This is a genomic window from Rhodopseudomonas boonkerdii (assembly GCF_021184025.1).
Taxonomy (GTDB): Bacteria; Pseudomonadota; Alphaproteobacteria; order Rhizobiales; family Xanthobacteraceae; genus Tardiphaga; species Tardiphaga boonkerdii.
In genome coordinates this window covers 2675351-2698257 of sequence record NZ_CP036537.1, presented here as the reverse complement: position 1 = coordinate 2698257, position 22907 = coordinate 2675351, and the positions used below count along the sequence as shown (strand labels likewise).

Annotated in this window: 18 protein-coding genes; 10 read left to right on the top strand and 8 right to left on the bottom strand. The window is 62.4% G+C overall.

Going from position 1 to position 22907, the window contains the following annotated elements; all coding sequences use genetic code 11:
• Positions 1-288: 288 nt before the first annotated feature.
• The 3 genes from E0H22_RS12490 (at position 289) to rnd (ending at position 4786) form a co-directional block, all read left to right on the top strand.
• Entirely contained in the window at positions 289-1971 is a 1683-nt protein-coding gene (locus tag E0H22_RS12490) for a methyl-accepting chemotaxis protein (protein WP_233025945.1), read from the top strand.
• Between the two features lie 90 nt (positions 1972-2061).
• Complete coding sequence (locus tag E0H22_RS12485) at positions 2062-3537, top strand: protein adenylyltransferase SelO (RefSeq protein ID WP_233025944.1); 1476 nt, start codon at positions 2062-2064, stop codon at positions 3535-3537.
• Positions 3538-3637: 100 nt separating this feature from the next.
• Complete coding sequence (rnd, locus tag E0H22_RS12480) at positions 3638-4786, top strand: ribonuclease D (protein WP_233025943.1); 1149 nt, start codon at positions 3638-3640, stop codon at positions 4784-4786.
• A 169-nt stretch (positions 4787-4955) separates the two neighbouring features.
• Here rnd and E0H22_RS12475 read toward each other — a convergent pair whose 3' ends face one another.
• From E0H22_RS12475 to E0H22_RS12455, 5 genes are all read right to left on the bottom strand, one after another.
• Complete coding sequence (locus E0H22_RS12475) at positions 4956-5249, bottom strand: hypothetical protein (RefSeq protein WP_233025942.1); 294 nt, start codon at positions 5247-5249, stop codon at positions 4956-4958.
• A gap of 206 nt (positions 5250-5455) precedes the next feature.
• The gene (gene ppx, locus E0H22_RS12470) at positions 5456-6961 is read right to left on the bottom strand and encodes an exopolyphosphatase (protein WP_233025941.1); all 1506 of its coding nucleotides are present in this window, start codon (positions 6959-6961) and stop codon (positions 5456-5458) included.
• Positions 6962-6973: 12 nt separating this feature from the next.
• Positions 6974-9172 (bottom strand): RNA degradosome polyphosphate kinase, encoded by a 2199-nt coding sequence (locus E0H22_RS12465; RefSeq protein ID WP_233025940.1) that lies wholly within the window; start codon positions 9170-9172, stop codon positions 6974-6976.
• Between the two features lie 162 nt (positions 9173-9334).
• Positions 9335-10012: a P-loop NTPase family protein gene (locus E0H22_RS12460; protein WP_233025939.1), complete on the bottom strand. Its 678-nt coding sequence runs from the start codon at positions 10010-10012 to the stop codon at positions 9335-9337.
• A gap of 29 nt (positions 10013-10041) precedes the next feature.
• A complete protein-coding gene (locus E0H22_RS12455) occupies positions 10042-10596 on the bottom strand; it encodes a CDP-alcohol phosphatidyltransferase family protein (RefSeq protein WP_233025938.1) in 555 nt (184 codons plus the stop codon).
• A gap of 167 nt (positions 10597-10763) precedes the next feature.
• On the opposite strand from E0H22_RS12455, the gene purM reads away from it, so the two are divergent.
• The 3 genes from purM to E0H22_RS12440 all read left to right on the top strand — a co-directional run bounded on the left by purM (position 10764) and on the right by E0H22_RS12440 (position 15165).
• Positions 10764-11837 carry a phosphoribosylformylglycinamidine cyclo-ligase gene (gene purM, locus E0H22_RS12450; RefSeq protein ID WP_233025937.1) on the top strand — a complete coding sequence of 358 codons (1074 nt, stop codon included), beginning with the start codon at positions 10764-10766 and terminating at the stop codon, positions 11835-11837.
• 8 nt (positions 11838-11845) lie between these two features.
• On the top strand, positions 11846-12496 hold the full coding sequence (purN, locus tag E0H22_RS12445; protein ID WP_233025936.1) for a phosphoribosylglycinamide formyltransferase: 651 nt from the start codon (positions 11846-11848) through the stop codon (positions 12494-12496).
• Positions 12497-12705: 209 nt separating this feature from the next.
• Positions 12706-15165: a caspase family protein gene (locus E0H22_RS12440; protein ID WP_233025935.1), complete on the top strand. Its 2460-nt coding sequence runs from the start codon at positions 12706-12708 to the stop codon at positions 15163-15165.
• A 107-nt stretch (positions 15166-15272) separates the two neighbouring features.
• Here the strand turns inward: E0H22_RS12440 and E0H22_RS12435 are convergent, their stop codons facing one another.
• Positions 15273-16097 (bottom strand): alpha/beta fold hydrolase, encoded by an 825-nt coding sequence (locus E0H22_RS12435; RefSeq protein WP_233025934.1) that lies wholly within the window; start codon positions 16095-16097, stop codon positions 15273-15275.
• Positions 16098-16387: 290 nt separating this feature from the next.
• Here E0H22_RS12435 and E0H22_RS12430 point away from each other — a divergent pair, with 290 nt between their 5' ends.
• On the top strand, positions 16388-17404 hold the full coding sequence (locus E0H22_RS12430; protein ID WP_233025933.1) for an alpha/beta fold hydrolase: 1017 nt from the start codon (positions 16388-16390) through the stop codon (positions 17402-17404).
• Positions 17401-18348, top strand: coding sequence for a fatty acid desaturase (locus E0H22_RS12425; protein ID WP_233025932.1), 948 nt, complete (start codon positions 17401-17403; stop codon positions 18346-18348). Before E0H22_RS12430 ends, E0H22_RS12425 begins: the two co-directional genes overlap by 4 nt.
• A gap of 2 nt (positions 18349-18350) precedes the next feature.
• On the opposite strand, the gene E0H22_RS12420 is transcribed toward E0H22_RS12425, so the two are convergent.
• Positions 18351-18950 (bottom strand): TetR/AcrR family transcriptional regulator, encoded by a 600-nt coding sequence (locus E0H22_RS12420; protein WP_233025931.1) that lies wholly within the window; start codon positions 18948-18950, stop codon positions 18351-18353.
• A gap of 127 nt (positions 18951-19077) precedes the next feature.
• On the opposite strand from E0H22_RS12420, the gene E0H22_RS12415 reads away from it, so the two are divergent.
• Complete coding sequence (locus E0H22_RS12415; RefSeq protein ID WP_233025930.1) at positions 19078-19479, top strand: hypothetical protein; 402 nt, start codon at positions 19078-19080, stop codon at positions 19477-19479.
• Positions 19480-19593: 114 nt separating this feature from the next.
• Here E0H22_RS12415 and E0H22_RS12410 read toward each other — a convergent pair whose 3' ends face one another.
• Positions 19594-20361 (bottom strand): helix-turn-helix domain-containing protein, encoded by a 768-nt coding sequence (locus E0H22_RS12410; protein WP_233025929.1) that lies wholly within the window; start codon positions 20359-20361, stop codon positions 19594-19596.
• A gap of 187 nt (positions 20362-20548) precedes the next feature.
• Between E0H22_RS12410 and E0H22_RS12405 the strand changes: the two genes are divergently transcribed.
• Positions 20549-22816 (top strand): marine proteobacterial sortase target protein, encoded by a 2268-nt coding sequence (locus tag E0H22_RS12405; RefSeq protein WP_233025928.1) that lies wholly within the window; start codon positions 20549-20551, stop codon positions 22814-22816.
• Positions 22817-22907: the final 91 nt, after the last annotated feature.

The window sequence follows — 22907 nt, the reverse complement described above, 5'->3', positions numbered from 1 at the left end:
CCGACATCCCTAGGATGCATAAAAATTCAACGACACGCCCAAGCATCGACCTGTGTGTCGAACAAATGTTGGCTGCGGTATTTCCGCACCAACTTCAACAACTTATCGCAAGCTTGCATAAAAGTTTACCGAACGTTGACCGGCTGCCCTCAGTCTCTGCCGCATGAAACCTGCCCGTTTTGAAGGCAGGCTCTTCAGCTGGAACTTGCTGCATTCATTGTCTGCTGCGTTTCCTCCATTGCCGTGACGGCCAGCCGAGGTGCGCGGCCAACGCCGGGGAAATCGTCCGTGCTCGCCAAATATTCCATCAGCACCAAGCTCTTCGTCATTGTCGCCTTCCTGTTCGCTGCGATGGCGGGTATCGGCGGTCTCTCCTTCGTCCAGATGGGCGCCATGAACGCCGCGACCCACGACATCAAGGACAATTGGCTGCCCAGCATTCGCTGGATCGGCGAAATGCGCATCCAGTCGGCCCGTTTCCGCGCCGTCTTACGCGACCATTTGATCGTCACCGACCCCGCCGATCGCCCGGATATCGACAAGAACCTCGCCGCCCGCAAAGCCGACTTCGACAAGGCTTACAAAAATTACCTTCCTCTGGTGTCGTCGCCGGCAGAACGCGAGCTCGCCCAACAGCTCGACAAGGAATGGAAGGATTTCATCGCCGGGGCGAGCGACGTACAGGCGCTGGTGAACAAGGGCGACGTGGCCGCCGCCAAGGATGTCAATGCCAAGAAGGTCGTTTCGGTCGGTCGCGCCATGGATGCGACGCTCGCCAGGCTCACCGACTTGAACGATACGGGGGCGAGCGCCGCCAGTGGGCATGCCGACGCCACCTACGCTAAGTCGATCTGGCTGATGATCGGCATTCTCGCAGCAGCCGTGATCGCCGGCATCGGTGCTGCCGCCTATCTGATGCGCGACATCGCGGGCGGCATCTCGTCGATCCTCAATCCGATGGGAAAGCTCACCGATGGAGACCTCGATGTCGGCATTCCGCATCAGGGCGAGAGCACGGAAATCGGCCGCATCGCCAGCGCGCTGCAAATCTTCAAGAATGCGCTGATCGCCAAGCGCTCCGCGGATGAGGCGGCGATTGGGGAAGCAAGGGCCAAGGCGGCCCGCTCCGAAACGATCAACAATGCAACCCGGCATTTCGAGGCGATGATCGGAGAACTCGTGCACTCGTTATCCTCGGCCTCTACCGAACTGGAAGCTTCCGCCACAACGTTGACCCGAACGTCGGATGTGACCATGACCCTGTCCGGCTCGGCCGCATCAGCTTCGCGTACCGTGTCGGAGAACGTTCAGTCGGTGGCTGCCGCCACCGAGGAAATCACCTCGTCGGTCAACGAGATCGGCCGCCAGGTGCAGGAGTCCAACCGCATCGCGGCGACAGCCGTGCAGCAGGCCGAAAAAACCAATCTCAGCATCGGCAAATTGACCGAAGCCACTGCACGTATCGACGATGTGGTGAAACTGATCACTGCGGTGGCCGAACAGACCAACCTGCTGGCGCTCAACGCAACCATCGAAGCGGCGCGTGCTGGTGAAGCCGGACGTGGCTTTGCCGTGGTCGCGGCCGAAGTGAAGGCCCTCGCCTCGCAGACGGCAAAGGCCACCGACGAGATCTCGACACAGATCGCGGGCATGCAGGCCGCCAGTTCGGAAACCGTCGAGACCATCAAGGAGATCGGCGCGACCATCACGCTGATCTCGGAGGTTTCGTCGGCCATCGCCGCGGCTGTCGAAGAGCAAGGCGCCGCGACACAGGAGATCGCGCGCAATGTCCAGCAGTCCGCACATCTCAGCGGCCAGGTCGCCAACGAGGTTACTGAGGTCAATCGCGGCGCCAGCGAAACCGGCTCAGCTTCCACGCAAGTTCTTGCTGCAGCGCAGTCACTGTCGCTGGAGAGCAATCGCCTGAAGGGCGAAGTCGACAAATTCCTCGACACGGTTCGCGTGGCGTAGCACCGATTTGTCGTCACCCGCGAAAGCGGGTGACGACACCGACGCAAATGGCGCGGTTGCCAATCCCTCACTCTGGCCTATCTTGAGGCCATGAAAGTCCACTTTCCCTTCGACAACAGCTACACAGCGCTGCCCGCCCATTTCTTCGCCCGGGTTGCGCCGACGCCGGTGCAGGCACCGCGGCTGATTAAGCTCAACACGGTCCTTGCCGAGCAGCTCGGTCTCGACCCCGACTGGCTCGCCAGCGCCGAAGGCGTGGAAGTTCTCGCGGGCAAGCGCGTGCCCGATGGCGCCGATCCCATCGCCATGGCCTATGCCGGGCACCAGTTCGGCCATTTCGTCGCCCAGCTCGGCGACGGCCGTGCCATTCTGCTCGGCGAAGTCATCGACCGGAACGGCATCCGCCGCGACGTACAGCTCAAAGGCTCGGGTCCGACGCCGTTCTCACGCCGCGGCGACGGCCGCGCGGCGCTCGGCCCGGTGCTGCGCGAATATATCGTCAGCGAGGCGATGTATGCGCTCGGCATTCCGACCACGCGCTCGCTCGCGGCAGTCACGTCAGGCGAGCAAGTGCAGCGCGAGACCATGCTGCCCGGCGCGGTTCTGACGCGTGTGGCATCGAGCCATATCCGCGTCGGCACATTCCAGTTCTTCGCAGCGCGCCAGGATATCGACGCGCTGAAACACCTCGCCGATCATGTCATCAACCGGCACTATCCCGACCTCGCAAAGGCCGAGCATCCCTATCGCGCATTGCTCGATGCGGTGATCACGCGTCAGGCGGAGCTCGTCGCCCGTTGGCTGCATGTCGGCTTCATCCATGGCGTGATGAACACTGACAATTGCTCGATCGCGGGCGAGACCATCGATTACGGCCCATGCGCTTTCATGGACGAGTACAATCCGGCGACAGTCTATAGCTCGATCGACGAGATGGGCCGCTATGCCTATGCCAACCAGCCGCGGATCGCGCTGTGGAATCTGACCCGCTTTGCCGAGACGCTGCTGCCGCTGATCGACAGCGACGAGAAAGCCGCGATCGACATCGCGCAGAATTCGCTCGGCGCGTTCACGGATATTTTCAACGATGCCTATCAGAGTGGCCTTCGCAAAAAGATCGGCCTGTTCACCGCACAGCCCGATGACGACGCGCTGGTGCAGGACCTGCTGGCACTCATGACCGCCAACCAGGCGGACTTCACCAACACCTTCCGCCGTCTTGGCACTGCTGCCGTAGATCCGGAAGACGATGGCGACGTGCGCGCGGAGTTTACCGATCCCGCCGCCTTCGACGGCTGGGCAGTGCAATGGCGACAGCGACTCAGCCGGGAATCCCAGGACGGCGCTACCCGCGCCAAGGCCATGAATGCCGTCAATCCGGCCTTCATCCCCCGCAATCATCGGATCGAGGCGGCCATTCAGGCGGCCCTTGCCAACGACTTCGCTCCGTTCGAGGAACTCGTCTCCGTGCTGGCAAAACCTTATGAAGATCAACCCCAGATGGCGGAATATGGCAGTCCGCCGGCGCCGGATGAGCGTGTGTTACGCACATTTTGCGGTACCTAATAACCATATTTATACTCCGGCAGACCCCGGATCTGCTGGATTCCCTTGACACACCAGCGTTTTGGGACGAACGCCATGGGATACGCGTTATGGACCGTCCATGGAACTGATCACCACCACCGACCAACTCGCTGCAGCCTGTGAGCGCCTCGCCCAGCATCCCGTCATCACCGTCGATACGGAATTCCTTCGCGAGACCACCTACTATCCCCTTCTCTGCGTCGTGCAGATGGCCAGCGCCGACGATGCCGTGGTCGTTGACACTCTCGCCGAAGGCATCGATCTCGCGCCGTTCTTCGCGCTGATGAACAACGAAGCGGTGCTGAAGGTCTTCCATGCGGCGCGGCAGGATATCGAGATCATGGTCCACCGCAGTGGCGTGGTGCCGCATCCGATCTTCGACACGCAGGTCGCGGCCATGGTGCTCGGCTATGGCGACAGCATCGCCTACGACCAGCTCGTCGAGCGCGTCACCGGCCACCGCCCCGACAAGACCCATCGTTTCACCGACTGGTCGCGCCGCCCGCTGACCGACGAGCAATTGCACTACGCAGTATCTGACGTGACGCATCTGCGCGACGTGTTCGCCAAGCTCGACGCCGATCTGAAGAAACGCAAGCGCAGCGACTGGGTGAGCGAGGAAATGAAAATCCTCACTTCGCCGAAGACTTATGACTTCCACCCCGAGCGGGCCTGGGAGCGCCTGAAGACGCGTGTGCGGAAGCCGAAAGAACTTGCGGTGCTGATGGAAGTCGCCGCCTGGCGCGAGCAGGAAGCACAGAGCCGCGACGTGCCGCGCTCGCGTGTGCTCAAGGACGACGCCGTCGGCGATATCGCCACCCATGCGCCAACCACGCTGGAGAAGCTCGCCAATCTCCGCTCGTTGCCGAAAGGTTTCGAACGCTCGAAATGGGGCAGCGACATCATCGCCGCCGTGCAGCGCGGCATCGGCCGCGATCCCCATACGTTACCGAAGCTGGAAAAGCCGCGTGGCAACGGTAACGGCGCCGCCACCGTTGAGCTGCTGAAAGTGCTTCTGCGCATGACGTCCGAACGTCACGCCGTTGCCAGCAAGGTGATTGCGACCGTGGACGATCTCGAACAGATTGCCGGCGATGACAATGCCGATGTCGGCGCCCTGCATGGCTGGCGCCGCGAATTGTTCGGCGAGGCGGCGCTTGCGCTCAAACATGGCCGTCTCGCACTGGCGATGGAGAAAGGCCGCGTGATCGGGGTCAATCGCGGCTAGCGCATTTCAGACCCCGTCGCCCACGCGGCGCAATGTTCTCCGGCCAGCTTTTGCAACATCGCAGACTGCTCAGCAAAGCCTCGAAGGGCGGCATGGGCGGCAAGCCTACCCTTCGCTTGCGCACCGCGTTGCCTCCCGTGCTCGCCGACCAAACGCAACGCGGATCGGGTTAGGCTGTCGATTTGTTCCTGATTGCTCCGATGATGGCCGTCAACACGCCGCCTGCGACACCGCCGCCGGCAAGTTGACCGATCAACGAGCCGATATCGGTAGTCGCCGATGCATTTGAAAGCATCGGAATCAGCATTCCGAGAATCTGACCGCCAACGCCACCGCCTATTGCGCCCGCGATCGTATTGCCAATAGCGCCAAGATCGAGGGACGTCGATGTACGACCGGCCACGTTGCCGCCGATCGCTCCGCCTATGAGTTGAACAATGAGGTTCATGAGAAGGGCTGACATTTCGACTCTCCTGGTCCGAAAATCGCATGCACTTGCCGCGTGGACCAAAACGGCCGCACTCGCGAATCTTATACGGACGGCAACCCGGAGTCACGCCGCGGTGCAGTCGGCCTTACTATCAAAACCTGTCACGGAAACTGCTACCTGACGAGCCGAGCGCGAAGCCGCCTCGTCAAAGCGTGCAAAACTGCTCACTATCTGAAGGCTTATCGCCGTACGATCGATCCGGACTTGCCCACCAGTCGCGCGAGCTGTTTGAAGCGGCTGCCGACGCGGTCGGCAACCAGATCGACAAGACGATGCTCGAAGACGAGCATCATCTTGCGGTCCTGTACGGTGAAATGTGCAGCTGGCAGAACGCCCGGCTGCGCTGCAGAAATCAGATGCGCCACGCGAAACAGCGCTCCAAGCACGCGGGCGCGCTCCACCTGAGCCGGCGTCACCAACGCGCGCACGATTTCCGGCGGCTCGTTCTCGGCACTGAAGCCGGCATAGCGGTAATAGACGGACAGTGCGAGGAAAGCACGGCCGTGATGGTCGATCGAGCCGAAATTGCCGTTGGTGATGAGATGCAGCGTCTGCTCGCCGCGGTGATCGGGATGCACGCGCCAGCCGATATCCGAGAGTAGACAGGCGGCCCGGCGAAGCCGCCGATCGTCGTCCGTCTCCGGCAGCTTGGCGATACGAACGAAACGATCGCTCCAGTCGCTCAGCTCCAGCGCATGGCGCGCCGAGCGAGAATAAAGCCTGTTCATGACCTCGGCCGCGCCGAGCAAACCGTCCTCCGCACGTTGCGCCGGCGACAGCATCTCGTAAAACAGGCCCTCGCGCACGCCATAGGTCGAGAACACGATCGCCTTCGGTTTGCCGATACGAATGATATGCTCGAGCAGTAGCGCGGCATAGACCAGGAGCGGTTGCCGCGCCTCGGTGATGGTCTCGATATCGGCGAGCACATTGGCCGCCGCAAAACGACGTACGCGGCGCACGAAGCTAAGCGCATCGGCAGCTGGGATCGTGTAGCCGTGCATCACCTTGAGCGGATAGCCACTCTGCAGGATGTGAAGCCGCGCGAGCGCGCGCCATGTGCCTCCCACCGCATAGAAATTGCGGCCGGCACAGGCCGTCAGTTGCTCGAGATCGGCCAAGGCCTTGGTGACGATGCGTTCGGCGCGCTTCGGCGAATTCTTCGAAGCATCCTGCAAAGCAAGACCGCCCAGCGGCAGCGTGATGCCCTGCCGCAATGAATTGCCGCGTACATCGATGAGTTCGAGCGAACCGCCACCCATATCGCCGACGAGGCCGTTCGGCTTGTGCACGCCGGAAATCACACCGAGCGCGGAAAGTTTTGCTTCACGTGGACCCGAGATGATCTGGATTTCGCAGCCGCAGATCTTCTCCGCCGCGGCGATGAACTCAGGGCCATTGCTAGCATCGCGCGCTGCCGCCGTCGCGATGGCGTAGACGCGTCCGACTTTCATGATCCTGCACAACGCGCGAAAGCGACGCAGCGCCATCAATGCCTTGTCGACGGCATCTCTGGCAAGCAGTCCGGTGCTCTGCACCTCGCGGCCGAGACCGCACAGCGCCTTCTCGTTGAAGATAGTGACGAGGCTGCGAGCCAGGGATTCATAGACGACGAGACGAACCGAGTTCGAGCCGATATCGATGACCGCAACGCTGGAGGCGCGTTGGCGCGTGCGCGCTACCACGTCAGCGTTTCCTTACGACTGGTGCCGTTCGGAACGGCGTGTAAGCCGCCGCGGCGATGATTTCTCAAGCGACTTTCCACGGCCGGACAAACTCGGATTCGTCATGAAGTAGTTGTGCACATTGAAGGGTTCCTCACCCTTCGTTGCCTTCATACGCGTTGACGATCCATCCGGCAACAATTGCCAACTCTGTTCGGTATCCTTGAGATTGGCCACCATGATCTGTTCGAGAACCTGCGTATGCACGGTCGGATTCTGCAGCGGGCACAGCACCTCGACGCGGCGATCAAGATTGCGCGGCATCATGTCAGCGGACGAGATATAAACGGCTGCCTTCGGACTCGGCAGGCCATGGCCCATACCGAAACAATAGATGCGGCAATGTTCAAGGAAACGGCCGATGATCGATTTGACCCGGATGTTCTCCGATAGTCCGGGCACGCCAGGGCGCAGGCAGCAGATACCGCGCACGACGAGTTCGATCGAAACGCCGGCTTTCGAGGCCTCGTAGAGCGCATCAATGATACCCGGATCGACCAGCGCATTCATCTTCAGCCAGATCGCGCCGGGCTTGCCGGCACGTGCGAATTCCGCCTCGGCTTTGATGTGACCGATCATCTGCTTGCGCAATGTGAGCGGCGACACCGCCATCTTCTCGATGTCGCTCGGCTCCGCATAACCGGTGATGTAGTTGAAGACGCGCGCGACGTCGCGACCGATGATCGGGTCCGACGTGAAGAAGGACAGATCGGTGTAGATGCGCGCTGTAACCGGATGATAGTTGCCGGTACCGGTATGAACATAAGTCGTCAGCGCCCCGCCCTCACGACGCACCACGAGCGACAGTTTCGCGTGCGTCTTGAGTTCGAGGAAACCATAGACCACCTGCACGCCGGCCCGTTCGAGGTCGCGAGCCCAGCGGATATTTGCCTCTTCGTCGAAACGCGCACGCAGCTCAACCAGGGCAGTCACCGACTTGCCGGCTTCGGCCGCCTCGACCAGCGTGCGAACGATCGGCGAATTGTTGGAGGTGCGGTACAGTGTCTGCTTGATGGCGACGACGTCGGGATCGCGCGCCGCCTGCTGCAGGAACTGGACGACGACGTCAAAGGACTCATAGGGGTGATGGACGACGAGATCCTTCTGCCGGATCGCCGCGAAGATATCGCCGCCGTGATCGCGCACACGCTCGGGATGGCGCGGCACATAGGGAACAAATTCCAGATCCGGGCGATCGAGACGTGTGAGCTGCGAAACCTCGTTCATGGCCAGAATACCATCGACCAGAAGAATTTCGTCATCGGAGGTTGCCAGGGCACGCTGCACCGAGGCGCGCAATTCCACCGGCATAGCCGCTTCGATCTCAAGCCGGATGACCGAGCCTCGACGGCGACGCTTGAGCGCCGATTCGAACAGGCGAACGAGATCTTCGGCCTCTTCTTCGACTTCCAGCTCGCTGTCGCGAATGATGCGGAATGCGCCCTGCCCTTGAACGACATAGCCGGGGAAAAGACGCCCGATGAACAGGCTCGTCGCCTGTTCCAGGGTGATCAAGCGAACCTCACCCTCCTTACCCGGATTGGGCAGACGGATGAAACGGTCGATCTTGCCGGGCATGCGGATCAGCGCGTTCATCGTCTTGCCATCGGCCACACGCGTCAAATGCAGCGCGATGGTGAAGCCGAGGTTCGGAATGAACGGAAACGGATGCGCGGGATCGATCGCCAATGGGGTCAGCAGCGGGAAGATGTTGTGGAGAAAGTGATCCTCAATCCAGCTGCGCTCGGCCCTGGTGACGTCCTTTCCATCGAGCAGGACGATACTGGCATCGGCAAGCATGCTGCGCTGCTCGCGCCAGATGGCCTGCTGATCGTTGGCAAGCTTGGATACCGAATGGTTGATCAGCACCAGCTGCTCCGCCGGTGTCAGCCCGTCCGGGCTGCGCTCGGTGATCCCCTCGCGCACCTGGGCCTTCAGCCCCGCGACGCGCACCATGAAGAATTCATCGAGATTATTTGCCGAGATCGACAGGAAGCGGACGCGTTCCAGCGCGGGATGGCCTGGATTGACGGATTCCTCCAGCACGCGACGATTGAAGTGCAGCCAGGAGAGCTCGCGATTGATGAAACGTTCCGGTCCTGATGCGATGGCTTCGACAGGCTTTGACTCGCCCTTTTTCTCTTCAATGGCAATCTCTTCCGCGGAGTCCATCAGGTCGCAATCCATCCAGTTCGAGCAATGTGGCGGTATCAGCTAAACGCAGCGGACAATGTGTTAGTTAAATGACAGTTCGATGACATTCAGAAACTGACACAGGCCGCCGTCAAGGCATGATATGCGCTGCGGTGCGAAGCCGCATAGCCGATATGAAACTCACGATTCGCGCAATAGTTCGGCAGCAAGCGCCCGGGTGACGGGACGCCGAAGCCGCAGCGCCTCGCTGTCGAGCAGCTCGACAGTCCGGCGCGCGGCAGCAAAAGATCGCTCGATCCGGCTTGAGATGTAACTGACGACGGTCTCGTCGATGCTCATCTGGCGATCGGCGCAGAATTTAACGATCAGCGCGCGAAACAGGAGATCATCGGGCGCATTGAGCTGCACCACCGGCACGGCGCGCAAGCGCGAACGCAGATCGCGCAGCCCGATCTCCATCGCCACCGGAACAATCCGGGTCGTGATCAGCACATAAGCACCATCTTCGCGCGCAAGATTGAGCAGATGGAACAGCGCCCGTTCATCGAAATGGTCCGGGGTCAGGTCTTCCACCACCAGCGCACCGGTCGCCAGCGCGCCGGGCACGGTGGCGGCCGTCAGGGCATGCGCCATGGTCGAACGCGCTCCAGCCTGTTCGGCCCAGATCGAGGCGAGATGGCTTTTGCCGGAACCTTCCGGCCCAGCCAGCAGCATGACCCGGTTCGGCCAGTCCGGCCAGCTATCGATCAGCCCGAGCGCTTCGGCATTGGCCGACCCCTCAAGAAAATCGTCGCGCGACAGGCTTTCCGCATGGGGCAGCGCAAATGCCAGTTGACGAGGTTGAACGCGGACAGACACGCAAATACTCCAGGCCGGCGAGCCGGCAGTCACTCAGGGCGCTCGCCCGCCTCGATCGTGCTCATGTGCCGTACCCACTCGACCAGGTAAAGGCCGACGGAGGCGAGCGACAGGACGGTAACAAAACCCATTAAAATCAAATTGTAAGGTGACGAATTGAAACCAAATCCGAGCGCCGCAAGGACCAGCGCGGCGAACGCCACCTGAGCTACCGTATTGAGTTTCGAGACCATCAGCGGCTTCATCGGAATCGGCTTGCCGAACAGCCAGGAGACGATCACCGCGCCCACGATCATGATATCCCGCGACACCACCAGAATCACCAGCCAGCGCGGCACTGCCCCCCATATCCCCAGGGAGACGTAGATCGAGACCAGAAGGGCCTTGTCAGCCAGCGGATCGAGCAAAGCCCCGAGTTCGCTGGCCATGTTGAAGCGCTTGGCAAGAAAACCGTCCACGGCATCGCTGACGCCCGCGATCACGAAGACGGCAAATGCCACCTCCATCTGGCCGGATGCGATCGCCCAGACGACGATGGGAACCAGCAGAATGCGGCCCAAGGTAATGATATTGGGGATACTCAACTGGCTTGTTCCGGCTCCGGCCCGTGCCAGAATCCGAGCACCGCGGCCCTGACCGGCATAACGCCTAGATAGTAGCCGGGATAGCGTTTACGAGCCATTGCGCGGGGCCAAATTACGACGTAACCAGCGGAAAATTCACAATTTCGCACTTCGCCAGGATACCGGGCATGACCGACCAGAAAAAAGGCCTCACTTACGCGGATGCAGGCGTCGATATCGATGCAGGCAACCGGCTGGTCGACCTCATCAAGCCGTTGGTGCGTGCCACCGCCCGCCCCGGCGCCGACGCCGAAATCGGCGGGTTTGGCGGGCTGTTCGACCTGAAAGCGGCCGGCTTCAAGGATCCGGTGCTGGTGGCGGCCACCGACGGCGTCGGCACCAAGGTGAAGATCGCCATCGAGGCTGGTGTCCATGACGGTATCGGCATCGACCTCGTCGCCATGTCGGTCAACGACCTCGTGGTCCAGGGCGCCGAACCGCTGTTCTTCCTCGACTACTTCGCCTGCGGTAAGCTCGATCCCGAAGCCACCGCCTCGATCGTTGCCGGTATCGCCAAAGGCTGCAGCGAATCCGGTTGCGCTCTGATCGGCGGCGAAACCGCGGAAATGCCGGGCCTCTACAGGGACGGCGATTACGACCTGGCCGGATTCTCGGTCGGCGCCGCCGAGCGCGGCACCCTGCTGCCGACCAAGGACATTTCCGCCGGCGATGCCGTCATTGGCATGGCCTCCTCGGGCGTGCATTCCAACGGCTTCTCGCTGGTTCGCAAGATCGTCGAGCGCACCGGCCTTTCCTATGCCGATAAGGCGCCGTTCTCGCCGGTGATGACGCTCGGCGGCGCGCTGCTGACGCCGACCCGGCTCTATGTCAAATCCTGCCTGCGCGCGATCCGGAAGACCGGTGCCGTGAAGGGACTCGCCCACATCACCGGCGGCGGTTTTACCGACAACATTCCGCGCGTGCTGCCAAAGGACCTTGGCGTCCGCATCGATCTGCCTGCCCTCAACGTGCTGCCTGTCTTCAAGTGGCTCGCTGCGGAAGGCGACATCGCCGAGCTAGAGCTCCTGCGCACCTTCAATTGCGGCATCGGCATGATCGCCATCGTCAAGCGCGAGGCTGTGCAGCAGGTGATGGATATCCTGCGCGAGAGTGGCGAGACCGTTGCGCTGCTCGGCGACGTGATCGAAGCCAGGGGCGACGAACGCGTCGTATATGACGGGCACCTCGACCTGAAACTGTGAGACACACGATGCGCCGCGTCGCCATTCTGATTTCGGGCCGCGGCTCGAATATGTCCGCACTCATCGAGGCCGCCTCGGCCGGTGGTTTTCCGGCCACAATCGCGCTCGTGATCTCGAACCGCGCCGACGCACCAGGCCTCGCCAATGCGCAGGCGAACGGCATCAAGACCCTGGTGATCGAGAGCAAACCATTCGGCAAGGACCGCGCTGGATTCGAAAAACTGCTGAGTGCCGCGCTCGAGGAACATGGCATCGAACTGATCTGCCTTGCCGGCTTCATGCGGCTGTTCACTGCAGAATTCGTCCAGCACTGGTATGGCCGGATGCTCAACATCCATCCGTCGTTGCTGCCGTCCTTCCCTGGGCTTGATCCACACGGCCAGGCTTTGCGCGCCGGCGTGAAGATTTCCGGCGCGACAGTGCATTTCGTGATTCCGGAAACCGATGCCGGCCCCATTGTGATGCAGGGCGCCGTGCCTGTTGCCAGTGACGATACTGCCGAAACACTTGCGGCGCGTGTGCTCGGCGTCGAGCACCAGATCTATCCGCAAGCTCTGCGGCTGCTGGCAACGGGCGGGATCGATATCAAGGGCGATGTCACGACGAGCAGCGCCGGCGTCGATGCAGAAGACAGCCTGATCGCACCGCTGGTAATCTGAGCGGGCTCCCAGCAATCATATCGACCGGATACGATCCGCGGCGTCTCTTCACGTCAAACTCTGGCGATCGGTCGATTGCGGCCTGATCCCGGGCCCGGCGACCAGGGTGAAAACCGCCGCTGCTGTATTTCTGACGTAATCGTTCAGCGATTATTCAGCACAGATCGATTGGACTGCGAATACATCCAGCAAGAATTGGTGCAGCCATCATGCGTGCTCTTGCCTTCCTCGCGCTCACATTCATCGCAGCGGCGACACTCTCGCCGACCCATGCACAGCCGGTCGAGAAACGCGTCGCCCTCGTGATTGGCAACGCCGCCTATCCATCGGGTGCATTGCCGACGACCGCCAATGATGCAGGCCTGATCGCTCAGACCTTGCAGGCGGCGGGCTTCGACGTCACCGGCGCGCGCGATCTCGATCAAGACACGTTACGCCGCACCTTTCGTGAATTTCTCGACAAAGTGAACGCCTCCGGGCCGGATACGGTCGCCTTCGTTTATCTCGGCGGACACGGTGTTCAGCTCGAGGGCGAGAACTACTTTGTCCCAGTCGATGCCAAGCTCGCGCACGACACCGACCTGCCGCTCGAGGCGCTGCGCTTGTCCGATTACATCCGGCCGCTATCCGCAGTGAAGGTCAAAGCCGGCATTGTCGTCCTGGATGCAGCGCGCGCGAGCCCGTTCGCGAAGTCCGGCGAAGCATTGGCCAGCGGGCTGGCGCTGGTCGAGCCCGACAAGAATATGCTGATCGCCTTCAATGCTGCACCCGGCACCGTGGCTCCGGCGGAGCAAGGCCCGTATGGCGCCTATGCGCAAGCCCTGGCCGAAATGATCCGCACCGGCGGGCTCTCCCTTGGCGACGTGTTCGAGCGAACGCGCTTGCGCGTCAATGAAGCCACCAAGGGCGGCGAGATCCCGTGGCACGCATCGAAAGTGGAAGCGCCGATCGTGTTCTTCGATCGCGCCGCCGATGCACCCGCGCCACCGCCATCCAACGATCGGGTAGCCTCGATCCGAACCCGGCCGATCCGCGATCTCGGTGCCCAGGATGCCTATGTCGTCGCGCTCGAACGCGACACCATGCAAGGCTATCTCGATTTCCTGGATGCCTATCCGAACGATGTGATGGCCAAGCGTGTCCGGGCCATCGTCGCCGCGCGCCGCGAGGCCCTGACCTGGCGGCGGACCCGCAATGTCGATACGCCGCCCGCCTATTGGTCCTATCTGCGGCGTTATCCCGGTGGTCCCCATGTCGCCGACGCCCGGCGCCGTCTCGCGGTGCTCGCGGCTGCCTTCGATCCGCCGCCGACCTTCACGGCCATCAGCTACGACATCGCACCGCCGCCGGTCGAGGAAGAGGTCTATTTCCGGAGGCCGGTCCTCGTCTTCGACGATCCCGTTTACGCTTTCGCGCCCCCACCGCCTCCACCTGTGATCCTGTTGCCGCCGCCACCGCCCGATTTCGTCGTGCTCGCGCCGCCGCCACCGGTGTTCGCCGCATTCGTGCTGCCGGTCCCCGACTATGTGCCGTTGCCGGTCTATTACAGCCCGCCGCCCTATGTGGCGCCGCCGCCGCCGAACATCATCTATAACAACATCCACAACACGGTGGTTATCAACAACAACACCAAGATGGTGACGATCACCAGTCCGGGCGGCGCACCGCAAACCGTGACCCCGGCGCAGGCGCTGGCGCCATCACCTGTGGCGGCCGGCGCGGGAGCACCGCCTGCCAATGCGGCCCCCAACGCCCCAGGTGCGCCAAGCGCGCCGCCGACAACGACGGGACCGTCGCCCTCAGTCTCCCACGCCGTCGCGGGAGCCGCGGCTGGCGCTGCACTGCTCGCGCCGACGCTGCCGTCATCGGCGGCACGAAAAGCAAATCTGACTCAGCCGACGCAGCCACTGCAGCCGCCGACCCGCCCCAATGCAAATCCGGCAGCAGCAACGACGCAAGGCGGCCAGCTGCCGGCCGGCCAGACCGCCAACACACCCAATGCTCCGAAGCCCCTCGGAACGGCGTTGCCCGGCGCTCCCGGCGGGCAACCGCTGCCCGCAAATAACAAGCCACCGGGCACCGATCACGCCCAGCCTCCGGGACATTCCGCTCCGCAGCCCCCCGCCAGTAACGCTGCGGCACCACCACAACCGGGGCAGAAGGCGTCGTCGAATGCTCAGGGAACGCACCCCACGGCCGGCGATCGCTCCACCGCCACGCAGCAGACACCGACAAAACCCGCCTTGACTGGCAACAAACCCACTGCGCCGGAACACCCCGTGGTGCAACAAACGCCCTCACACGCATCCTCGGCGCCTGGCGCTCCGCAGCCCCCGCGCAATGACACCAGCCGTCGTCCTGCGGCAAGCGTCAATGCGCGGCCTGTTTCTCCGCCGCAGCAGCGCCCGGCTGCATCGACTGCATCGGCACACACGAATGCGCCGCCGGTCGCACGCCCGGTTCAGCGTCAAGCGGTCGCCCGTCCAGCGCCGCCGCCTGCGCGCCCGATGCCGCCACCCGCGCGCCCGATGGCTTCAGCGCCACCGGCACGTCCCGTAGCAGCAGCACGACCGATGATGGCCGCTCCGCCGCGGCCCGCTCCCGTGACACGCGCGGCGCCGCCGCCGAGCAAGCCGTGCCATCCGGCGCCTGGACAGCAATGCAAGTGATCGCTCCGCGGAACATCCGCACCCCGGACGTCAGCGGTTTGACGCCCGCATTCTGACAGTGGCGCTCGGCCTTCACCGCCGAGCGCCATCCTCACAACTGCTCCGGATCAACTCCGCACGAAGGCGAGCAGATCAGGATTGATGACATCCGCATGGGTCGTGCACATGCCGTGCGGGAAGCCCGGATAGACTTTCAGCGTGCCGTGCTTGAGGAGCTTGATCGACAGCTCGGCCGAATCCGCGATCGGCACGATCTGGTCGTCATCGCCATGCATGACAAGCACGGGCACATCGATCGTCTTCAGGTCCTCGGTGAAGTCGGTCTCGGAAAATGCCTTGATGCAATCGTAATGCGCCTTGGCGCCCCCCATCATGCCTTGACGCCACCAGTTGTCGATCACTCCCTGCGAGACCTTCGAGCCGGCGCGATTGAAACCATAAAATGGCCCAGCTGGGACATCGACGAAGAACTGCGCGCGGTTGGCCACCAGCGCAGAGCGGAAGCCGTCGAACACCTCGATCGGCAGGCCGCCCGGATTGTTCGCGGTCTTCACCATGATCGGCGGCACCGCTCCGATGAGCACCGCCTTCGCCACCCGGCCCTTCGTCGCGCGTGCCACATAACGCGCCACCTCGCCGCCGCCGGTGGAGTGGCCGATATGCACGGCGTCTTTCAGATCCAGCGCTTCGGCGAGTTCGATCACATCGGCTGCATAGGTGTCCATCTCATTGCCGGTGGCAGTCTGGGTCGAACGTCCGTGACCGCGGCGGTCATGAGCGACGACCCGGTAGCCGTTGTTCAGAAAGAACATCATCTGGGCATCCCAGTCATCTGCGCTCAACGGCCAGCCGTGATGAAAGACGATCGGCTGCCCGGAGCCCCAGTCCTTGTAGAAGATTTCCGTCCCGTCCTTGGTGGTGATCGTCGGCATCTGAGGCTCCTTGGCCAGTGGGAAACTGCGAGAGACAATACTCTGCCTCAGGACCGAATTACGGCGAGCGCCTCGTCACTGCATCTTGCAGTACATTACGCATTTGACGGCGCCTTGAACATCCGTCCGATGATCGGCGCAAAGAACGGGCACATCGCTGCCCACAATTGCAGCGCCCACTCTCCAGTTTGGGATTGTCACCTTCAATTTATTGTACTTATAGTACACTTAATGACGAACCTCAATTGCCGGACGCGCAAGCGCGGGACATCGGCGCGGATTTTCATCGCATGAGCGCATCACACGACTATGACGTCTTCGACGCCGGCACCGTCACACTGCAATCCGGCACAGCCTTTGGATTGAAGCTCGCCTACAAGACCTATGGCCGGCTGAACAACGACAGATCCAACGCCATTCTTTATCCGACCTCCTTTGCAGCACAGCACACCGACATCGAGTGGTTGATTGAGTCCGGCGCCGCGCTCGATCCCGATCGCTATTTCATCATCATTCCGAACCTGTTCGGCAACGGCCTGTCGTCTTCGCCGTCGAACACACCGGGCAACGATTATCCCGAGATCAGCTATCACGATGCCAACGCGGTTCAGCATCGTCTCGTGACCGAGCATTTCGGCATTTCCCGCCTCGCCATGGTTTATGGCTGGTCGATGGGTGGCATGCAGGCTTATCACTGGGCTGCGCGCTATCCGGACATGGTCGGGCGCGCTGCCGTGGTCTGCGGCAGCGCGCGTTGCTCGCCGTTCAACGCCGTGTTTCTGGAAAGCGTCCGCGCCGCCCTGACGGCCGATCCGGCCTTCGTCGATGGCCGTTTCGTCACCCGTCCGGCCAGGGGTCTGCGCGCCATGGGCCGTGTCTATGCGGGCTGGGCGATGTCCCACGGCTTCTATCGCGACGAACTGTGGCGCGAGATCGGATTCACCTCGCTGGAAGACTATCTCAGCCGTTCCTGGGACGTCGCCTTCGCGCATCGCGACGCCAACAATATCCTGGCGCAGTTGTGGACCTGGCAGAATGGCGACATCAGCAAATGCGCCGAGTTCGGCGGCGACTTTGCGAAAGCCATGGCCGCGATCAAGGCCCCGGTCCTGCTGATGCCCGGCGCAACGGACGATTATTTCCAGGTCGGCGACAACGAGGCCGAGCTGCCACTGCTGGTCAATGCCCGCACGGCCGAACTCTCCCCGATCCCGTCCCTGCATGGCCATCGTGCAGGCAATCCGATCAAGAATCCTGCCGACAAGGCGTTCCTGAATGCCAGGATCAAGGCTTTCCTGAACTCATGAGCAGCATCGACACCCATCACGACAGACCTGCTCGCGCGCTGACGCCCGCACAGCTCAAGGACCTGTCGGTTCGCGCCAACCTGCCCGGCACGGTCCGTACGCTCAGTCATTTTGGAGCCATCCTGATCGTTGGCTCTGCGATTTGGCTCGCGGTCACGCGTTACGGCGTATTGTCCGCTCTGCCGCTGATCGCGCTGCAAGGATATCTGGTGGCATTTCTGTTCATGCCGGTGCACGAAGCTGCGCACAAAACGGTGTTTACCAGCCGCATCGCCAACGAAATCCTCGGCCATCTGTCGGCACTGCTGATCGTGCATCCCTATGAGCACTACGCCCTGTTTCATTGGGATCATCACCGCTTCACGCAGGACCCTGACCGCGACCCGGAACTGGTGACGGCGACGATCCCGAGCTCCGATACCAGACTCGCGATCGCCTATACCGGTATCGTTCAGCTCATCAATCGCATTCGCCTGTTGCTACGGCGGACGATCACGGGAGAGGCCGTGGCCCCATGGATCCCCGACACCAAGAGCGGTCTCGTAGTGCGCGAAGCACGCATCTATGCGCTCGCTTATCTCCTGCTGTTGGCAATGTCGATCGCCCTGCAAACCACCGTCCTGTTCTGGTGCTGGCTGCTGCCGCTGTTCGTCGGCCAGTTATTCCTCCGGCCCTATCTCTATGCCGAGCATACCGGCTGCGAACATACCCGCAGTGCCTACGAGAACACCCGCACCACATATACCGGCGCACTGATGAAGTGGTTCAGCTGGAACATGCCGTTCCATGTCGAGCACCACGCCTATCCGTCAGTGCCATTCCATGCGCTGCCAAAGCTGAATGCCATCGTAGACGACCGCATCGTTCATCGCGGCCGTGGCTATCGCCGTGTCCACCGCGAAACCTTTGCCTGGTTTCGTCGCGCCCGGCAGAACCACGGGTAAGGTCACGCGCCGGTCAGCACCGCTTTCACCAGCTTGCGCGCGCTATCGGCGGTCACGGCGCGGAAGCCGAACGTGTCCTGATAGAACAGCGTGCCATAAATGCGATCATAGAGATCCCCCGCCGGCTCGCCCGCGGTGACACTGCCATCCTTCTGGCCGGCCTTGATGATCTTCACCGCCACCTCGCGACGCGCGGCAAGATATCGGTCGGCGAAAAGGTGCGCCGATCCGGTTCGCGCGATGCATTCCGCGATCACGGCGAGCTGCACTTTGCCGAACGCGCCATTCAGCGCTGCCGCATAAGCGGAGGCATGACGGCCGATCCGTATCACCGCATCGTCCCCTTCGGGAAACGGCAGCATGGATTCTGCCTCATGCAGAAAGGCATCGATGAACAGCACTTCGCGCGACGGCCACCATTTGTAGATCGTCATCTTCGAGACGCCGGACGCACGTGCAACGGCATCGATGGTGGTCGCGGCCAGCCCCTCCTCAGCCATCAGGCGGTAGGCACAGCCGAGGATGGCCTCCTGCGTCTGCGTGGAGCGCGGGCGCCCGCGCCGGATCGGTCTGGCATCTGCCGTTTCGTGATCTTGCTTCATGGCCCGCAGCTATATCGCGAAAATGCTCGGGAAGGCAGAAGCGTCATTCCTTAACCCGATATTTGCAAAGCCATGGCAGCAACGGCATAGTTTCAATCGCATTTTCCCAGACGACAAGGACGTGAGCATGGCGGGCGCCGATATCGATGTGGTCATCCGGCAGACCGCAAAGCAGCAGAACAAGACGATCCTCGCCGCCATCAAGGCACGCCGCGATCATTTCGCGGGACTCGCCGCCAAGGCCAAGGATGCGGGCACCAGGGAGCGCTACAAGCAAGCCGCCAGGGACGTGATGGAGCAAGGCACTGCCGCCGCACGCCGCCTGCAGATGTCGGCCGACAACGCCGCCGACAGTTTTGCCCGCTCCATGCGGATGGCAACCGAGGCGTTCACCGCGAGAGCGGTTGCCGAATCTGCCAAGGCCGCATCCGAGAAGCCTGCCGTTGCCAAGGCATCCAAGCCGGCTAAGAAAGCCGCCAAAGGCAAGAAAGCCGCAGCGCCAAACGCGAAGAAAAAGAAGAAGTCCTGATTGCAGCGCGGCGCCAGCCGTCTTGGCGAAAGGTGTGCCGGGCGCGATGCAACGCCTAGCGTTGCTTCGTACCGCATCGCGTCCGGGACACGATTCCAGCAAACCTAAACTACGCTAGCCCGGCAGGAAGACCGCAAACGGCTCATCCATGATCTTCTGCAGATGCGCGCGATACCGATCGTAATTCGCCGCGCCGGCGGAGATACGCCCGTAGCTCGGCTCAACGCTTCCCCCAATCGGCACATAGGCAATGGGCGCCGCGATGGGCGTCAGCAAAGAGCCGCGACCGGCAAGCAGCGTATTGATGATGCCGTACATCTCACCGGCGATGGTCGGCCGCGACACCGTGATCAGGCGAAACTGGCCGTTCCGGTTGGTGACGAAATAGATATGGCCCGACTGGTTCGGCACCGACACCTCGCCGAATTGCGTATAGGCCGCATCCTGCCGCTCGGCTTCGCGAAATTCGTAGCATGACCCCATCGCATCCCACGCGATCTCGGTGCGATAGGCGTAGATCGCGCCAGCCTCACCGAATGACGGCCGCAGCGTGACGTAAGCGCCGGCGATCCAGCTCATGGAGCGCCGTGAATAAGCACCGAGATGATCGGGCGCGACATCGCCGTGACCATTGACCGATGGCGCGGCGGGCACATCGCCTCCCCTGCGCAACGACACGCCGAGAGCTTCCTCGAGCCGTACGGTCGTCGCCAGAGTGAAAGGTCGCCGACCTCCGAGCGCCTTCTCCAGCGTCGAGATGCTCAGCTTGGCCTGTTCGGCCAGCGTCTGCCGCGAGATGCGGCGGCGGGCGATTTCCTCGCGAATGATGGTGGCAATTTCCCGGCTCTGCTCGTCGGAAAGCTGCTTGTCAGGCGTCTGCATCGTCATCCCTGTCAGTGCATCCCGCACAATAGCAGACGGACAACCCGGCACAAAACCGCACAAACGCGCCGTGCTCGAACATGCTCTCCGGCGGTTCACGGCCAATCATTGCCGATCATCACGCTCGTCCGCCGGGCCTGCGTTCCGCAAGACTTCCCCCATCGCAAAGCCTTCGGGAGCGCCTCTCATGACGACCATCGACCACCATCAACCTGACGACGACGATCTCCACAGCGTCACCGGGCTACCCGATCTGCTCGAGCAGGTCCTGCTGTTCGCGCTCGGCGGCGTTGCAGCGTTCTTGCTGGGCATCGGACTGCTGCTGTTCGATCTCGGCCCGGCCTGGTCGGCAACCTCGCCCGACATGCCCCGTTCCGGTGCGCTGCTGATCAATACGGAGAACGGCACCACCGAAGCCACGCGCCTCGGTATCGATGTCGATCTCACCGTATCGGGACCGACCATGCGTGCCCGCATCACCCAGATCTTTCGCAACCCGACCGAGGACTGGGTCGAAGCAACCTATATGTATCCGCTGCCGCAAGGCAGCGCGGTGGATACGCTCAAACTGGTGATCGGCGATCATGTCGTAGTCGGTGACATCAAGGAGCGTCAGCAGGCCCGCGCGATCTACGAGCAGGCCAGGCAGGCCAGCCAGAAGGCCGCGCTCACCGAACAGCAACGGCCGAACATCTTCACCAATACCGTCGCCCATATCGGGCCGGGTGAAACGGTACTAGTACAGATCGAATATCAGGAGCCAGTGCGCCAGAACGGCAACGATTTCTCACTCCGCATCCCCATGGTCGTTGGTCCCCGCTACAATCCGGCGCCGATCGTGCAGACCGTCGACATCAGTGCCGATGGCGGCGGCTGGGGCACGGCTTCGTCCGATCCCGTGCCGGATCGCGACCGGATCGCCCAGCCCGTGCTCGATCCCGCGCAGAACGCGCCGGTCAATCCGACGACGATCACCGTGCGCCTGCAGGCCGGCTTTCCTCTCGGCGAAGTCACGAGCCATCATCACCGCGTCAACATTCATAGCCCCGACAACAGCACGCGGATCGTCACGCTGGCCGACGGCCCCGTTCCTGCCGACCGCGATTTCGAGCTAAGCTGGAAGCCGGCCGCCGAAACGGCGCCATCGGTCGGCCTGTTCCGCGAGCATGTCGGCAAGTCCGACTATCTGCTCGCCTATGTCACGCCGCCCGCTGCGCAGGCCGGGCAAAAGCCGATGCCGCGCGAGGTCATCTTTGTGATCGACAATTCCGGCTCCATGGGCGGCACCTCGATCGTCCAGGCCAAAGCCAGCCTCACTTATGCACTCGGACGGCTGCAGCCGAACGATCGCTTCAATGTCATCCGCTTCGATCACACGATGAGCATGCTGTTTCCGGCCTCGGTACCAGCAGACAGCGCGCATATCGGCAGCGCAACGTCGTTCGTGAGCAACCTGAAAGCCGAAGGCGGCACCGAGATGGTGCCTGCGATGCGCGCTGCCCTCAATGACGATACGGACGGCGATCGTGCTGCGCTGCGCCAGGTCGTGTTCCTGACCGACGGCGCCATCGGTAATGAGCAGCAGCTGTTCGACACCATCACGGCGCTGCGCGGACGCTCGCGCGTCTTCATGGTCGGCATCGGCTCGGCACCGAACACCTTCCTGATGACCCGCGCCGCCGAACTCGGCCGCGGCACATTCACCCACATCGGCTCGGCCGTGCAGGTCGAGGAGCGGATGCGCGATCTGTTTGCCAAACTTGAAAGCCCGGTCGTCACCGGCCTGTCCGCGACATTCTCGGAGGCCAAAGCCGACCTCACTCCGGCGGCCCTGCCCGACCTCTATCGCGGCGAACCGCTGGTGCTGGCTGCGCGTCTGGACCAACTTGCAGGCAGCATCACCATCAAGGGCCGCATCGGCGATCAACCCTGGACCGTGACGCTGCCGCTCGATCGCGCGGCCGAAGGCAAGGGACTCTCCAAACTATGGGCACGCCGCATGATCGACGATGCCGAAGTGGCGCGCACGCTGAACAGGATCAAGCCGGCGGATGCCGACAGCGTCATCCTGTCGCTCGCGCTCGAACATCAGCTGGTAACGCGCCTGACGAGTCTGGTAGCCGTCGACAAGACGCCAAGCCGCCTTGCCGGCGAGCCGCTCAAGCTTGCAGAGCTGCCGGTGAACCTGCCTGCGGGTTGGGATTTCGCCAAAGTGTTTGGTGAGCGGCGACCGCTGTCGAAGCCGCCAGCCGAGCGTCGCGCAGAAACCGGAGACGTCCGGTTTCAAGCCGCAGCGGCAAAATCTCCGCAGCCCGCACCGATCGCACAGCCTGCCACCGTGCAACTACCCCAGACGGCGACCGACGCGGAGCTGAAGATGATACTCGGTCTCGTGCTGCTGTCACTCAGCCTGCTGCTGCTCCTGTTTGGTCGCCGTCGGATGCTTCCCCGCTGACGGACGGCTGATGGAGTGAACACACTTCTCCTGGCGCGCGGATCGTCACTCCCCAGCTCCGCGCGTCCTTCATCGCTAGGTCTCATGAAGG

Bases quoted from the DNA above. Each gene is read 5' to 3' on its own strand.
- E0H22_RS12485 (WP_233025944.1), top strand. From the start codon at position 2,062: ATGAAAGTCCACTTTCCCTTCGACAACAGCTACACAGCGCTGCCCGCC.
- rnd (WP_233025943.1), top strand. From the start codon at position 3,638: ATGGAACTGATCACCACCACCGACCAACTCGCTGCAGCCTGTGAGCGC.
- E0H22_RS12475 (WP_233025942.1), bottom strand. From the start codon at position 5,249: ATGTCAGCCCTTCTCATGAACCTCATTGTTCAACTCATAGGCGGAGCG.
- E0H22_RS12465 (WP_233025940.1), bottom strand. From the start codon at position 9,172: ATGGACTCCGCGGAAGAGATTGCCATTGAAGAGAAAAAGGGCGAGTCA.
- purM (WP_233025937.1), top strand. From the start codon at position 10,764: ATGACCGACCAGAAAAAAGGCCTCACTTACGCGGATGCAGGCGTCGAT.
- purN (WP_233025936.1), top strand. From the start codon at position 11,846: ATGCGCCGCGTCGCCATTCTGATTTCGGGCCGCGGCTCGAATATGTCC.
- E0H22_RS12440 (WP_233025935.1), top strand. From the start codon at position 12,706: ATGCGTGCTCTTGCCTTCCTCGCGCTCACATTCATCGCAGCGGCGACA.
- E0H22_RS12435 (WP_233025934.1), bottom strand. From the start codon at position 16,097: ATGCCGACGATCACCACCAAGGACGGGACGGAAATCTTCTACAAGGAC.
- E0H22_RS12430 (WP_233025933.1), top strand. From the start codon at position 16,388: ATGAGCGCATCACACGACTATGACGTCTTCGACGCCGGCACCGTCACA.
- E0H22_RS12425 (WP_233025932.1), top strand. From the start codon at position 17,401: ATGAGCAGCATCGACACCCATCACGACAGACCTGCTCGCGCGCTGACG.
- E0H22_RS12420 (WP_233025931.1), bottom strand. From the start codon at position 18,950: ATGAAGCAAGATCACGAAACGGCAGATGCCAGACCGATCCGGCGCGGG.
- E0H22_RS12415 (WP_233025930.1), top strand. From the start codon at position 19,078: ATGGCGGGCGCCGATATCGATGTGGTCATCCGGCAGACCGCAAAGCAG.
- E0H22_RS12410 (WP_233025929.1), bottom strand. From the start codon at position 20,361: ATGCAGACGCCTGACAAGCAGCTTTCCGACGAGCAGAGCCGGGAAATT.
- E0H22_RS12405 (WP_233025928.1), top strand. From the start codon at position 20,549: ATGACGACCATCGACCACCATCAACCTGACGACGACGATCTCCACAGC.